We start from the raw sequence: 12,818 nt of genomic DNA, 5'->3' as shown, positions 1-12,818 counted from the left end.
GCGCGGCGGTCGGGGTCCGGTTCGGACGGCGCGGGGGTTCAAGCGCGTCTCCTTCCGGCGGCGCCGACGGCCCGCAGGGCGGCGTCGATGCTGCCCGGTCCCCGCCACGGGACGACGGGGACGCCGATGCCGCCGAGCCGGGCGATCAGGTTGTCGCGGTCGAGGTTCCACAGGCGCCAGGCGAGCGGGGTCCACTGTGAGCGCTGTGGAGGGCGGACGTCCTCGGGCAGGGTGTCGACGCAGACGACCGGGTGCCCGTGCCGCACGAGCCGGGTGATGAGGCCGGCGAAGCTCCGGTTCATCAGCGGCGTCACGATGATGTAGAGGCGGCGGCGGGTGTCGATGGAGCGCTCGACAATGGTCAGCGGTGCGGCGTTGTCCCCGGGGACGGAGCCGACGGCGGCCAGCGAGTGGCGCAGCCGCAGCAGCTGCCTCCGCCCGGTGGCCGGGGGTATGTGGTCGACGATGCTGCCGATGAGGAACGCCTCTAGGCGGTCGCCGAGGGAGAGGTAGTGCGCCCCTATGGACACGCCCGAGCGCACGGTCCGGTCCAGCAGGCTCTCGGTGCTCCCGTGGCCTTCGGAGGCCCCGGCCTCGGTCTGGGCGTCGAGGATGAGGGACACGTGAGCGTCCTTCTCGGCGAGGGTCTGGGCCACGTGGAGGTCGCCGTGCCGCAGAGAGGAGCGCCAGTCGATGCGGCGCAGGCGGTCGCCGAACTGGAACTGCCGGATCTCGGCGAGTTCTCCGCCCTCGCCGTGGCGGCGCGAGTGGTGGACTCCGACGACGCCCTGGGCGAGGGGGACGGGGGTGGAGGTGTCGAACCACGTAGGTGCCGGCAGGGCTCTGACCTGGGCGGCCGGGGACTGGACGACAGGTGTGGAGAGCATTCCGCCGCAGGCGAAGTACTGGGCGTCGAGGGGGCCGGCGGCGTGGGATCCCCAGCGCAGCACGGAGACGGGGTAGTGGAGTGCCGCCTTCTCTCCGGGGCCGACCGCCAGGGCAGTGCTGGGCCGGGGGCCTTCGAGGGAGAGCCACGGGCTGTGCGCGGCTGAGAGGACCGCGGTGACCGGGGCATCGCCGGTGTTGGCGACCTCGACGCGGAAGGAACTCGACCGTCCCTCTTCGACGGCGGTGTCGTCGACGGCGACGGTGGCCTCGGGGACCCGCCGGGGCCGTCGGCTCAGGTTGAGGGCGAGGCCGAGTGCGAAGGGCACGGCGAAGGCCGCGATTCCGGGGCTGCCCGCTGCGAGCCCGGCGGCGAGGACGGCGGCTGTGAGCCCCAGCGCCATCGTCATTGCCGGGGTCGGCCTCCATTGGGGAGCGGTCATGATAGGGAGGCTGACGGCGTGGGGACCCGTTCGCAGACCTCCGTCACGACCTGCGAGGCGTCGGCGCCGTTCATCCATAGTTCGGGCTTGAGGACGACGCGGTGCGAGAGTGCCTGCGGGGCTATGCCCTTGACGTCCTCGGGGGTGACGTAGTCGCGTCCGGCCATGGCGGCGACGGCCCGGGAGACGGTGAGGAGCGCAAGAGCCCCGCGCGGCGAGGAGCCCACCGAGGCGTGGGCGTGTGTGCGCGTGGCGCGGGTCAGCTCGACCATGTAGCGGCCCACCGAGTCGTCGACCTTGACGTTCTCGAGCGACCGCTGCATGGCGACGAGGGTCGGGGCGTCGACCACGGCGGGGAGTTCCGTTTCCTCCCGGCGTCTTTCGATGCGGCGGGACAGGACGGTCCACTCCTCTTCGGCGTCGGGGTATCCGAAGGAGACGCGCAGGAGGAAGCGGTCCAGCTGGGCCTCGGGCAGGGGGTAGGTGCCCTCGGACTCGATCGGGTTGGCGGTGGCGAGGACGCAGAACGGCCGGGGCAGCGGGTGCGTGGTGCCCTCGGCGGTGACCTGGTGTTCCTGCATGGCCTCCAGGAGGGCCGACTGCGTCTTGGGCGGGGTCCGGTTGATCTCGTCGGCCAGCAGGAGCTGGGTGTGGACCGGTCCCTTGTGGTAGTGGAAGTCGCCGGTCTTCTGGTTGTAGAGCATGGATCCGGTGACGTCGGCCGGCAGCAGGTCGGGGGTGAACTGCAGGCGCCGGAAGTCCAGTCCGAGGCTCTGGGCCAGGCAGCGGGCGGTGAGGGTCTTGCCCAGTCCGGGGAGGTCTTCGAGGAGGGTGTGGCCTCCGGCGAGTATGCCCGCGAGGACCAGTTCGAGCGGGCGGCGGTGGCCGACGACGACGCTTCCGACGGTGTCGAGGACGGTCCGGCTGAGCTCGGCGACGCGGTCGAGCGGGAGAGGCTCGGGTTCGGACATGGTCAGATCCTTTCGAGGCGGGAGGTGTACTCGTCCAGCAGTTCGCGGTCCGGCAGGCGGGGCGGCGGCAGGACGAGGAGCGTGTAGAGGTCGTCTCCGAGCAGTTCGCGGCACTGATCGGGGTGTTCGTCCAGGTCCAGTCCGCGGCGGTACCGCAGCGTCTCGGCGGCGACGCGGCGCAGCCCCCGGTAGGCGCCGGACTCGGGGAAGGGGCGGCGGGGGCCGTCGGACTGGTGGGAGAGGCGGACCTCCCACTGGGCGAGGCCGTCGAACGGCCGGGACATGGTGTACTGGCGTTTTCCGGGGCGGGGCTTGGGGAACCGGTGGGCGAGGGGGTCGGTCGCGCCGATGAATCCCATGAGGACCGCCATGGCGGCCCACAGTGCCGCGCCGAAGGGGAGGGGGATGACGTACCCGGCCAGGTAGGTGCCGCCGTAGAGGACCGCGGTCACGGCGCCGGCGCCGACGATGTGGCCGAAGCGGAAGCGGTAGAGGCGGGGCTTGTCGCTCACGGTGTGTCGGCCTTTCGCTCGATGCCGGACCGCAGGGCCTCCAGGTGCGCCCGGGCCCGGTCGCGGGCCTCGTCGTCCATGGGGTGGTCGGAGAAGCGGGCCTCCAGGTAGAGGTCGCGCAGTCCGGAGATGGCGGTTTCCGGTGCGGCCGTGGCGGACAACAGGCGGACTCCGTAGTCGGTGGGGGTGTCGGAGGCGCCGCGCTCGATGCCGGTGGCGGCGCCGTGGGCCTCGAGCCGCTGCCAGCAGGCGATGACGGCGCGGCGCGCGTCGGTCTCGGCGACGACCGCCTCCAGGCCCGCCTCGATGCCGGCGCCCACCGCTTCATCGGCGGAAGCTTCGGACCGGGTGATGGCGGCGCTACCGTCCCCGAGCGCGCGACCTGGTGCGTCCTGGTCGGACAGCCAGGCCCTGACCAGGTAGGCGATGAGGCCGAGGATCGCGGCGGCGGCCGCGATGAGGATCGTCCAGCCCAGGGCCGCCACGATGGCGCCGAGGAGGCCGAACGTCCACGGTTCGGACGGCTCGCCGGTATCGGTGGGCGGCGGGGAGTAGGTTCCGTCGGCGGACGGGCGGTCGGGGGTCTGCGAGGGGGGATCGGGCGGTTCGGCCGGCTGGAACTCGATGCCCGGCCCTCCGGCGAACACGAGTGCGGCGACCAGGGTCAGCAGCAGGGCCGCCAGCAGCGGCCAACGCTTCAGACGCATGGGGGGCTCCGTCCTCGGGGGTGACTGCGGGTCACTGTAACAGGCGCGCAGAGGAGACCGGGAACCCGCCCTCCGGCGTGCGGGGCTGTTCGACTGGACGCTGGGGCCCCGTCGCGGGGCGGCATTGACTTCCGGGGAGGGCTTTAATAATATTTACTATAGATAAACGTCGATATCCCCTCGTGTCGACCCAGGCCCGCGCAACAGGGGAGCAACCATGACCGACAACGACAACCCGGTCGCCACGACCACCGAGACCCGGCGGCGATGGCGCCGCCTGTCACTCGTACTGAGCGCCGTCGCCGTCCTCGCCGCGGCGACCCTCGCCATCCGGCCCGCCTTCTCCGAGACTCTCGCCTCGTGCGACGAATGGGCTGAGGGAACCTCCTACCAAGTCGGCGACACCGTCACCTACCAGGGCGGCGCCTACACCGCACGGCAAGCGCACACGGCACACCCGGGAGCAGGCTGGAACCCCGCCGACACACCGACACTGTGGACGGCCGGCGGCGACTGCGACGCCCCGCCGACCGAGACTCCCACGGACACGCCGACGGAGACGCCCACCGACGACCCGCCCGTCGACCCGCCGGACGTGCCCGTTCCCGCGCACGCGCTGACCGGCTACTGGCACAACTTCGTCAACGGCTCCACCGCCCTGCGGATCTCCGACGTGCCCGACGAGTACGACGTCATCGCCGTGGCCTTCGGCGAGTCCACCGCCAACCCGGGCGAAGTCGACTTCGCGATCGACCCGCAACTGTCCGATCAGCTGGGAGGCTACACCGAAGCGGAGTTCAAGGCCGACATCGCCGCGAAGCAGGCCGCCGGGAAGGCCGTCATCATCTCCGTGGGCGGGGAGAAGGGCACCGTCTCCATCGCCGACCCGACCCAGGCGGCCCGCTTCGCCGACAGCGTCCACGGACTGATGACCGAGTACGGCTTCAACGGCGTCGACATCGACCTGGAGCACGGCATCAACTCCACCTACCTCGCCCAGGCCCTGCACGACATCGCCGGGCGCGCCGGACCGGGCTTCGTGCTCACCATGGCGCCCCAGACGATCGACATGCAGAACCCGGGGACGGAGTACTTCAAACTCGCGCTCGCCGTGCAGGACATCCTCACGGTCGTCAACATGCAGTACTACAACTCCGGCACCATGCTCGGCTGCGACGGGCAGGTTTACGCCCAGGGGACGGTCGACTTCCTGACCGCGCTCGCCTGCGTCCAACTGGAGAACGGCCTGCGCGCCGACCAGGTGGGGCTGGGCCTCCCGGCCTCGCCGAGCGCGGCGGGCGGCGGCTACGTCGACCCGTCGGTCGTCAACGACGCGCTCGACTGCCTGGCGAAGGGGGTCAACTGCGGCTCGTTCCAGCCCGCCCAGACCTACCCGGACATCCGGGGCGCCATGACGTGGTCGGTCAACTGGGACGTCGTGGCCGGCCGAAGCTTTTCCGGCACGGTAGGGCCGCACCTGGACACCCTGCCGTAGCGGCAGGGGCTCCGGCTCAGGAGCGGAGCCTCTCGTAGACCCGCTCCAGGGCCGCTGTCAGCGTCCGCTGCTCGTCGGGGGTGAGGACGTCGATGAGCGCCTCGCGCACCCGGTCCACGTGGCCCGGTGCGGACTCCTCCAGCTTCCGCAGCCCCTTTTTGGTGATGCGGGCGAAGATCGACCGGGAGTCCGACGGGCACGTCCGCCGCTCCACGAGGCCCTGCTTCTCCATCTGGTTGACCTGGTAGTTCAGCCCGCTCTTGGAGTTCAGCAGGACCTTGGCGAGGTCGCCCATGCGCCTCTCGCCCTCCTCGGACGACGCGAGGTGGACGAGGATCTCGTACTGCAGGTGGGACAGGCCTGCGTCGGCTTTGAGCTGGTCTTCGACGCTCCGGTTCACCAGCGAGGCGGCTCTCAGGAAGGCGATCCACGCCCGCATCTCGTCCTCGTTCAGCCAGTTCGCCATCCCTCGATCATAGCCCCTTGTTCAAATTTGAACCGACGGGTACTCTGTCTCCGAAAGTTCAAAATTGAACTAACTATCGGACCAGACGAAGGGACCATCATGAACGACTCACTGGAACACAGCCCGCCGACCGAAGCGACCGCCGAGGCCCCCGCCGCCGGCCGCCGAACGCTCGCCCTGCTGCGGATCGTCCTCAGCGGCGTCTTCCTCTGGGCCGCCGCCGACCACCTCCTCGGGCTCGGGCGACCGACCCCCTCCGGACAGGGATGGGTCGACGGCCAGAGCCCCACGAGCGGATACCTCGCCGGAGCCCAGGGCACTTTCGCCGACCTCTTCCAAGGGTTGAGCGGCCAGGCCTGGGTCGACGTGCTCTTCGTCGGTGGCATGGGCGCGGTGGGCGTCGCCTTGCTGCTGGGCATCGGCATGCGCCTCGCGGCTGTCGGCGCCGTCTGCCTGATGGGCATGCTCTACCTCTCCTCCATGCCGCTGCAGGGCAACCCCGTGGTGGACCAACACCTGGTGTACCTGGTCGCGGCCGTCGCGCTCGCGGCCTCCGGCGCCGGCCGCGCCTTCGGCCTGGGTGCCCGGTGGGAACGGACGGGACTGGTCAAGGCCATGCCCTGGCTGCGGTAGGCGTCGCGGCGGGAGTTGGTTCGGATATCGACCGAGTGCTATGCTGATGGTATTAGTTCAAATTCGAACTAATTTTCGCCGAGGAGGAGACCATGGCCGACCGCATGCCGACGCTCTATCTCAGCCACGGGGCGCCGCCGCTGGCCGACGACCCCGTCTGGCCGGGCCAGCTCGCCGCCTGGTCGGGCGACCTGCCGCGTCCGAAGGCGATCCTCATGGTCTCCGCGCACTGGGAGGACGCGCCCGTGACGCTCGGCGCCACGAGCACCGTCCCCCTCTACTACGACTTCTGGGGCTTCCCGGAGCACTACTACCACGTCCGGTACGCGGCTCCGGGGGCTCCCGACCTGGCCCGCAAGGTCGAGGCGCTCCTGCGTCGCCCGGGCACGGCCGTCCACCGCGACGAGGACAGGGGCCTCGACCACGGCGCCTACGTGCCGCTCGTCGAGATGTACCCCGACGCCGACGTCCCGGTGCTGCAGATGTCCCTGCCCACCCTCGACCCGCGGGGACTCTACGACCTCGGAGCCAGGTTGGCGCCCCTGCGCGACGAGGGAGTCCTCATCGTCGGCAGCGGGTTCTTCACCCACAACCTCCGAACCCTCGACACCGGCGGGGGCGTGGCCGGCGGAATGGCCGAGTTCGACCAGTGGGGCCGCGAGAGCCTGGACGCCTCCGACCTCGACGCCCTGCTGGACTTCCAGCACAAGGCTCCCGACGCCCGGTTCGCGCACCCGCGCACCGAGCACTTCGCCCCGCTGTTCGTCACGCTCGGGGCCGGAGGGGACGAGCTCGGCTCGCAGCGCACCGTGATCGACGGGTTCTGGATGGGGCTCGCGAAGCGCTCGGTGCAGATCGGCTGAACCGCCGCGGCACCGCCGTGGAATTCCGCGCCTGGGACCGGTGCTCGCGTGCCCGTCCCGCCCGATCTCCACGTCGGGCGGGCCAGCGGCCGCCGGCGCCGGCCGCTCGGGTGAATCCGCCCTATCGGACCGGAACCGCACCGTAAAGTGTCCGAATGAACCAGTCCACTCGCGACCGCGTCGCCGAAGTCGCCGCCGACATCACCCGCACCACGATCGACGGCGCGAGCAGGGAATCGGACTACCTCGACCTCCTCGCCGGATCCGGGCCCTCCCGCGCCCCGCGAAGCGCCGTCATCGTCGGCGCGGGAATCGCCGGACTGGCCGCAGCCGGGATGCTGCGCCGCGCCGGCTGCGACGTGACCGTGGTGGAGGCCAACACCAACCGCGTCGGAGGGCGCGTCAAGACCGTCCGATCGCCCTGGGCCCTGCCCGGTTCCCTCGGCGAGGCCGGGGCCATGCGCCTGCCCACGTCCCACACCCTCGCCACCGCCCTGGTCGACGACCTCGGCCTCGAGACCCGGCCGTTCGCCATGACCTCGGCCGACAGACTGGTCGACGCCGGGTCCGCCCGCGTCACCCGCGCCGAGTACCTCGCCGACCCCGCACTGATCAACGGCCAGTTCGGAGTCGACGGCGACCGGACCGCCTACGACATCCTCGCCGAGTGCCTCTCCTCCGCGCGCCCCTCCAACGACGACCCCGAGGGCTGGCGCGCCCACCTCGAACAGTACGGGGAGTGGAGCCTCCGCCGGTGGCTGGTGGAGCACTGCGGACTCAGCGAGAACGAACTGGACCTCGTGGGAACGCTCGGCAACACCACCGCGCGCATGCACCTCTCCCTCACCCACAGCCTCCTGTCCGCCGGGTACCTGGGCGGGGGAGCGCGCCTGGTCGAAGTCGTCGGAGGCACCGACCGCATGGTCGACGGCCTCGCCGAACGGGCCGGGCGAGTCCGGACCGGTTGGCGGGCCGTGGAGGTCGACACGACGGGACCGGAGGCCGCCGTGCGGTGCCGCCGCGAGTTCGGCACGTCCGAACGCGAGTTCCGGGCCGACACTGTCATCGTGACCTGCCCGCACCCGACCCTCCGCTACATCCGCTTCACCCCCGAGCTCTCCTACGGGAAGCAGCGCGCCGTCACCGAACTGCACTACGACGCGGCCACGAAGATCCTGCTCGAGTTCGAGTCCCGGTGGTGGGAGAAGGACGGCGCCGAAGGCGGGGCCGACGTCACCGACGGGCCGCTGCGCAATATCGTCTACCCCTCCCACCCCGTCGGGGACGGCGGCGTCGTCATCGCCTCCTACACCTGGTCCGACGACGCGCGCGGCTGGGACTCCCTGCCCGAGGGCGAGTGCCTTGACCGTTCCCTGCGGTCTCTGGCCGAGTTGTACGGTCCGGTCGTCCAGGACTCCTTCACCGGGGGCTTCCACGTGCAGAGCTGGGCCCGCAACGCCTTCGCCGGGGGCGAGGCGGCGGTGTACGTGCCCGGGCAGGCCGTGGAGATCGGACCCGAGACGCGCTCCCCGGAGGCCGGGGGACGGCTGGTCTTCGCCGGGGACGGCACGTCGACGGCCTACCGCTGCTGGATCGAGGGGGCGCTGGAGTCGGCCTGCCGGGCCGTGGAGCAGTTGGCCCGATAGGGTCCGGTCCGCAAACAGGACACAGAGGCAGGGGCATGCGTCGCTCTTGTCGGTGTGCGGTGGGACAGTCGACGGGTGACTAGCACAGCAACCGCCGAGCGTCCCTCCGGCCGAACCTCCCCCGAGCCCTCGCGCGCACTCGCCTACGCCGCCGTCGCGCTGGTCGTGACCAGCTGGTCGTCGGCCTTCGTCGTGCTCCGCTACCTCCATGACCAGTTCGACCCCTTCACCCTCTCCCTGGGGCGCACCTCCATAGCGCTCCTCGTCCTCGTCGCCCTCAGCCTCTTCGCGCGCAACGGCGACCCGTGGCTCCCTCGCGGCCGCAAGGAGTGGACCCTGGTCCTGGTCTGCGGCATAGGATGGTTCTTCGCCTACCACGTTGCCCTCAACTTCGCCGTCCGCTATATCGACGCGGGGACGTCCTCCATCCTCGTCAACATAGGGCCACTGCTCATCATCGCCTTCGCCATAGTCTTCTTCGGCGAGAAGACCCGCTGGAACCTCTTCCTCGGGGCGGCGGTCTCCTTCACCGGAATCCTCCTCATCGGACTGGCCTCTGCCGACACCGCCCAGATCGACTGGAAGGGCGTCGTGCTCTGCCTCCTGGCGGCCCTGCTGTGGAGCGTCGGTTCCATGACCCAGAAGCCGCTCTTCTCCTCGGCCTCTGCCCTGCGCGTGACAGTCTGGACCACCGCCGTCGGCGTTCTGGCCGCTCTCCCCTTCTCCGCGGCCTCGGCCGACCTCTCCTCCGTGACGCCGGCCGGTTGGGGCATGCTGGTCTACCTCGGCGTGGTCCCCACTGCGATCGGATTCGCCGCCTGGGCCTATGCCATGTCGAAGTTGAAGGCCTCGAACCTGGGCACCTTCACCTATCTGGTGCCGCCGCTGGCGATCCTCATGGGCTGGGTGTTCCTCGGTGAGCTGCCTCCCTGGATGGCGTTGGCGGGCAGTGCGATCTGCCTCGCGGGTGTCATCATCGCCAAGTACGAGCGTAAAGCCTGAGCGGCGAGGAGGCCCCCGTGATACCGGACGTGCTAGCTGAAGTCTGCCGGTCCGCAGACGTCGAAGTGGCCGACCCTGTTCTCCTGCACCAGGGCGAGAACGAGATCTGGCGCGTCAACCCCGGAACCGTCGCGCGCATGTCCCGCCACGGGACGATGGACGTGCGCCGAGGAGAGATCGCCGCGGCCCGCTGGTTCGAGAAGCTGGGCTTCCCCGCCGCCCGGCTGATCCCCGGACTCGACCAGCCGATCCGCGCGGGCGACCGCGTCGTGTCGTTTTGGCGGTGGATCGGAGAGCATACCCATGGGACGCCGGAGTCGATGGGAACGACCCTGCGGCGCCTGCACGCCCTGCCGCAGCCGGAGAACCTCGACGTGATCCCCTTCAGTCCCTTCATCCGTCTCCGCGAGCGCCTGGAAGCGGCCGACGTGCTGACCGAGCGGACGCGTGTCTGGTTGCTGCGGCACTACGAGGACCTGGAGTCGGCGTGGAGCGGACTCCCTTCGGGGCTGCCCGACCGTCTCATCCACGGCGACGCCAACCCCGCCAACCTCGTCGTCGCAGGCGGCGAACCGGTGATCCTGGACTTCGAGCGGGTCTGCGTGGGCCCGCCCGAGTGGGACCTCTCCTTCACCGCCTTCCGCCACGGCACCTTCGGTTCGCTGAGCGACGCGGAGTACGAGACCTTCTGCGAGGCCTACGGACACGACGTGACCGAGTGGGAGGGCTACGACCTGATGCGGGACCTGCGGGAACTGCGCATGGTCGGGGTTATGTCCCAGATGGCCGAGTACCGCCCCGCCATGGCGGACAGGGCCCGGTACCTGGCCGAGTGCCTGCAGGGGGCGCACGGCGAGAGGCCCTGGAAGCGCGACTAGTCCAGCGGCAGCGGACGGCCCTCCAGCGGACTGGAGTAGACCACCGACGTCGTCACCGGTCCCATGGCGCAGACGCGCCCGGTGATCTTCTCCAGCTCGGCCATGGAAGAGGCGTGCGCCTTCATGATGAAGCAGTCGTCGCCGGTCACGTGGTGGGCCTCCACGATGGCCGGCGTCTCGGCCAGGAACTCGTGGAAAGGGCGGTAGTTGGTCCCGTTGAAGCGCAGGCGGATGACGGCGGTGATCGGACGGCCGAGTTTCTCCGCGTCCACGGTGACCGTATAGCCCGCGATCACGCCCTCCTGCTCCAGGCGCTTGACTCGGGCGGCCACGGCCGAGGGGGAGAGCGCCACCGCGCGCCCCAACTCGGCGAACCTGGCGCGCCCGTCCTTCTGCAACGCGGCGATCAACGCGAGATCGATATCGTCCAGTGCGGTGTCCACGGTACGAGTCTAGAACTGTCGTGGATTCGCGCCCTGATCGGATCCCGCACGACGGATTCCGCTGTGCGGTCCGAGGGCGGGGAATCTAGCCTTGAACGCATGGACGCCATAGCATTCTTCCAGGCCAGACTGAACTACCAGACCGACGTCAGCGACGTCGAGGCGGCACTGTCGCAAGGGGCCTTCACCCTCGTCGACTCGCGCTCGAAGGAGTCGTGGGACCAGGGGCACATCGAGGGGGCGGTCCACCTGCCGACCGCCGAGATCGCCGCACGCGCGGCGGAGCTGATTCCGGCCGACCGGCCCGTCGTCACCTACTGCTGGGGACCGGGCTGCAACGGGGCCACGCGCGCCGCGCTCGCCTTCGCGCTCGAAGGGTACGAGGTCAAGGAGATGCTGGGAGGCATCGAGTACTGGATCCGCGAGGGCTTTCCCGTCACCGCCGCAGACGGCGTGCACCGCCACGACCGCGACCCGCTGACCGGGCCCGTCTCCGGGATCTCCTGCGCCTGCTAGGGCGGAGGGGCCGTTGGGCCGGAGGGGCTACCGGTCGGAGTGCTCCATGAGCTCCCGGGCCTCTACCGTGTCGCCCTCGGGGAGGCTCAGGTCGACGCCGTCGCCCCACTCGAAGAATTCGATGGAGTAGGAGGCCTCCACCGGGCCGTGGCCCTCGACCTCGAGGGTGAGGGTGAACGACAGCTCTTCGAAGCGGCCCTCGCCGTCGAGGACGATGTCGACCGGGACGTCTGAGACGACCCGTCCTTCCAACGGTCCGAGCAGGGTGTCGCGGTCGGGGGAGGGGGCGAAGACCGGGCCGTCGGCGGAGAGGAGGCCTTCGACCGTCGAGCCTCCCGCGTGCTCGAGTCCACTCAGACCGGCGGCCGCTTCGAGCGCGTAGTCGGCGTGGTGGGCGGCCGTCATCCCCAGGCCGAGTTCGAAGTCCGGTCGGAGGTCCGCCGGGACGTGCACCCACGTGCCGTTGCCGAATTCGCCGGCATACGGCTCGTAGGCTCCGCCCTCCAGGGCGAAGTAGGCCTCCCCGCCGACGACTAGGGTCTGGACGTCCAGGGGAGTGGAGGCTTCCCCGCCGGGCAGGGCGGTGTCGTCCAGGAGCGCCGAGGTTCGGTACGCGTCGGGGCCTTGGACGAGCATGCTGCCGTCGAGGTACGTCCGTCCGTCGATCACGATGTCGGTCTGTCCGACGTAGGGCGTCGATTCCAGGACGGATATCGCGTCCAGGACGGCGGTCTCGGGGTCGGCCGCCACGGCGTGGGTCGGGTCGTCGGAGACGGCGGGTTCGGCCGGACCGTCCGGCCCGCAGCCCGCGGCGGCGACGAGGACGATCGCGGAGGCGGCGACGACCCGCGATGCGGGGGTGTGGAACGGGGCCATGGGCTCTCCCTCCGAAAACGGCTTCGGGGCAAGGGCCTCAAGACTATAGAATGGCCCGGACCCGCGAGTGGCGGAGAGGTGAAATGCGAACGACGAGACTGTGGCGGCCGACGGGCCCGGAGGAGATGGACCTGGTCCGCGCCTCCGACTGGCTGGCCTGGCCGCCGAGGCTGCCGGACCAGCCGATCTTCTATCCGGTCCTCAACGAGGACTACGCCGTCAAGATCGCTCGGGACTGGAACGTCCCCGCTTCGGGCGTCGGCTATGTCCTCGCCTTCGACGTCGAGACCGCCTTCGTCGAACGCTATCCCGTCCGGCAGGCCGGGGGAAGGACCATCCTGGAACTCTGGGTTCCGGCCGAGGAGTTGGAGGAGTTCAACCGCCACATCGTCGGTCCGATGACCGTCGTGCGCGAGTTCCGCCCCGAAGGCGAAGTGGCCGTGGATCTGAGCAGATGATCGGCGGATCTTGGCGGATCCACC

General features: G+C 70.4%; 15 protein-coding genes. 8 read left to right on the top strand and 7 right to left on the bottom strand.

The window, feature by feature from the left end; all coding sequences use genetic code 11:
• Positions 1–38 precede the first annotated feature (38 nt).
• Genes ACFTE1_RS13340 through ACFTE1_RS13325 form a run of 4 tightly spaced genes read right to left on the bottom strand, consistent with a single transcriptional unit; the run spans position 39 to position 3,518 of the window.
• Complete coding sequence (locus tag ACFTE1_RS13340) at positions 39–1,328, bottom strand: DUF58 domain-containing protein (protein ID WP_380622488.1); 1,290 nt, start codon at positions 1,326–1,328, stop codon at positions 39–41.
• Positions 1,325–2,299, bottom strand: coding sequence for an AAA family ATPase (locus ACFTE1_RS13335; protein WP_380622490.1), 975 nt, complete (start codon positions 2,297–2,299; stop codon positions 1,325–1,327). Before ACFTE1_RS13335 ends, ACFTE1_RS13340 begins: the two co-directional genes overlap by 4 nt.
• 2 nt (positions 2,300–2,301) lie before the next feature.
• Positions 2,302–2,811: a hypothetical protein gene (locus ACFTE1_RS13330; RefSeq protein ID WP_380622492.1), complete on the bottom strand. Its 510-nt coding sequence runs from the start codon at positions 2,809–2,811 to the stop codon at positions 2,302–2,304.
• The gene (locus ACFTE1_RS13325; RefSeq protein ID WP_380622494.1) at positions 2,808–3,518 is read right to left on the bottom strand and encodes a DUF4129 domain-containing protein; all 711 of its coding nucleotides are present in this window, start codon (positions 3,516–3,518) and stop codon (positions 2,808–2,810) included. The genes ACFTE1_RS13330 and ACFTE1_RS13325 overlap by 4 nt, the downstream gene beginning before the upstream one ends.
• Before the next feature lie 217 nt (positions 3,519–3,735).
• Between ACFTE1_RS13325 and ACFTE1_RS13320 the strand changes: the two genes are divergently transcribed.
• A complete protein-coding gene (locus tag ACFTE1_RS13320; protein WP_380622496.1) occupies positions 3,736–5,013 on the top strand; it encodes a chitinase in 1,278 nt (425 codons plus the stop codon).
• 16 nt (positions 5,014–5,029) lie between these two features.
• Here the strand turns inward: ACFTE1_RS13320 and ACFTE1_RS13315 are convergent, their stop codons facing one another.
• Positions 5,030–5,479: a MarR family winged helix-turn-helix transcriptional regulator gene (locus ACFTE1_RS13315; RefSeq protein ID WP_380622498.1), complete on the bottom strand. Its 450-nt coding sequence runs from the start codon at positions 5,477–5,479 to the stop codon at positions 5,030–5,032.
• 99 nt (positions 5,480–5,578) lie between these two features.
• Between ACFTE1_RS13315 and ACFTE1_RS13310 the strand changes: the two genes are divergently transcribed.
• The 5 genes from ACFTE1_RS13310 (at position 5,579) to ACFTE1_RS13290 (ending at position 10,501) form a co-directional block, all read left to right on the top strand.
• Complete coding sequence (locus ACFTE1_RS13310) at positions 5,579–6,112, top strand: hypothetical protein (protein WP_380622500.1); 534 nt, start codon at positions 5,579–5,581, stop codon at positions 6,110–6,112.
• A gap of 92 nt (positions 6,113–6,204) precedes the next feature.
• A complete protein-coding gene (locus ACFTE1_RS13305) occupies positions 6,205–6,975 on the top strand; it encodes a dioxygenase family protein (protein WP_380622502.1) in 771 nt (256 codons plus the stop codon).
• Positions 6,976–7,130: 155 nt separating this feature from the next.
• Positions 7,131–8,621 (top strand): flavin monoamine oxidase family protein, encoded by a 1,491-nt coding sequence (locus ACFTE1_RS13300; RefSeq protein WP_380622504.1) that lies wholly within the window; start codon positions 7,131–7,133, stop codon positions 8,619–8,621.
• Between the two features lie 75 nt (positions 8,622–8,696).
• The gene (locus ACFTE1_RS13295) at positions 8,697–9,623 is read left to right on the top strand and encodes a DMT family transporter (protein ID WP_380622506.1); all 927 of its coding nucleotides are present in this window, start codon (positions 8,697–8,699) and stop codon (positions 9,621–9,623) included.
• A 17-nt stretch (positions 9,624–9,640) separates the two neighbouring features.
• On the top strand, positions 9,641–10,501 hold the full coding sequence (locus tag ACFTE1_RS13290; RefSeq protein ID WP_380622508.1) for a phosphotransferase family protein: 861 nt from the start codon (positions 9,641–9,643) through the stop codon (positions 10,499–10,501).
• On the opposite strand, the gene ACFTE1_RS13285 is transcribed toward ACFTE1_RS13290, so the two are convergent.
• Complete coding sequence (locus ACFTE1_RS13285; RefSeq protein ID WP_380622510.1) at positions 10,498–10,944, bottom strand: Lrp/AsnC family transcriptional regulator; 447 nt, start codon at positions 10,942–10,944, stop codon at positions 10,498–10,500. The genes ACFTE1_RS13290 and ACFTE1_RS13285 overlap by 4 nt on opposite strands.
• 99 nt (positions 10,945–11,043) lie before the next feature.
• On the opposite strand from ACFTE1_RS13285, the gene ACFTE1_RS13280 reads away from it, so the two are divergent.
• The gene (locus tag ACFTE1_RS13280) at positions 11,044–11,460 is read left to right on the top strand and encodes a rhodanese-like domain-containing protein (RefSeq protein ID WP_380622512.1); all 417 of its coding nucleotides are present in this window, start codon (positions 11,044–11,046) and stop codon (positions 11,458–11,460) included.
• Between the two features lie 27 nt (positions 11,461–11,487).
• Here ACFTE1_RS13280 and ACFTE1_RS13275 read toward each other — a convergent pair whose 3' ends face one another.
• The gene (locus ACFTE1_RS13275; RefSeq protein WP_380622514.1) at positions 11,488–12,336 is read right to left on the bottom strand and encodes a hypothetical protein; all 849 of its coding nucleotides are present in this window, start codon (positions 12,334–12,336) and stop codon (positions 11,488–11,490) included.
• An 83-nt stretch (positions 12,337–12,419) separates the two neighbouring features.
• Here ACFTE1_RS13275 and ACFTE1_RS13270 point away from each other — a divergent pair, with 83 nt between their 5' ends.
• Entirely contained in the window at positions 12,420–12,794 is a 375-nt protein-coding gene (locus tag ACFTE1_RS13270) for an ADP-ribosylation/crystallin J1 (RefSeq protein ID WP_380622516.1), read from the top strand.
• Positions 12,795–12,818 lie beyond the last annotated feature (24 nt).

Source organism: Salininema proteolyticum, assembly GCF_042685645.1.
Lineage (GTDB): Bacteria > Actinomycetota > Actinomycetes > Mycobacteriales > Micromonosporaceae > Salininema > Salininema proteolyticum.
This window is presented reverse-complemented; position numbering and strand designations above follow the sequence as displayed.

What these genes read in the sequence shown, in the direction of transcription:
- ACFTE1_RS13340 (WP_380622488.1), bottom strand. Translation starts at nt 1,328, where the DNA reads ATGACCGCTCCCCAATGGAGGCCGACCCCGGCAATGACGATGGCGCTG.
- ACFTE1_RS13335 (WP_380622490.1), bottom strand. Translation starts at nt 2,299, where the DNA reads ATGTCCGAACCCGAGCCTCTCCCGCTCGACCGCGTCGCCGAGCTCAGC.
- ACFTE1_RS13325 (WP_380622494.1), bottom strand. Translation starts at nt 3,518, where the DNA reads ATGCGTCTGAAGCGTTGGCCGCTGCTGGCGGCCCTGCTGCTGACCCTG.
- ACFTE1_RS13320 (WP_380622496.1), top strand. Translation starts at nt 3,736, where the DNA reads ATGACCGACAACGACAACCCGGTCGCCACGACCACCGAGACCCGGCGG.
- ACFTE1_RS13315 (WP_380622498.1), bottom strand. Translation starts at nt 5,479, where the DNA reads ATGGCGAACTGGCTGAACGAGGACGAGATGCGGGCGTGGATCGCCTTC.
- ACFTE1_RS13310 (WP_380622500.1), top strand. Translation starts at nt 5,579, where the DNA reads ATGAACGACTCACTGGAACACAGCCCGCCGACCGAAGCGACCGCCGAG.
- ACFTE1_RS13305 (WP_380622502.1), top strand. Translation starts at nt 6,205, where the DNA reads ATGGCCGACCGCATGCCGACGCTCTATCTCAGCCACGGGGCGCCGCCG.
- ACFTE1_RS13300 (WP_380622504.1), top strand. Translation starts at nt 7,131, where the DNA reads ATGAACCAGTCCACTCGCGACCGCGTCGCCGAAGTCGCCGCCGACATC.
- ACFTE1_RS13280 (WP_380622512.1), top strand. Translation starts at nt 11,044, where the DNA reads ATGGACGCCATAGCATTCTTCCAGGCCAGACTGAACTACCAGACCGAC.
- ACFTE1_RS13275 (WP_380622514.1), bottom strand. Translation starts at nt 12,336, where the DNA reads ATGGCCCCGTTCCACACCCCCGCATCGCGGGTCGTCGCCGCCTCCGCG.
- ACFTE1_RS13270 (WP_380622516.1), top strand. Translation starts at nt 12,420, where the DNA reads ATGCGAACGACGAGACTGTGGCGGCCGACGGGCCCGGAGGAGATGGAC.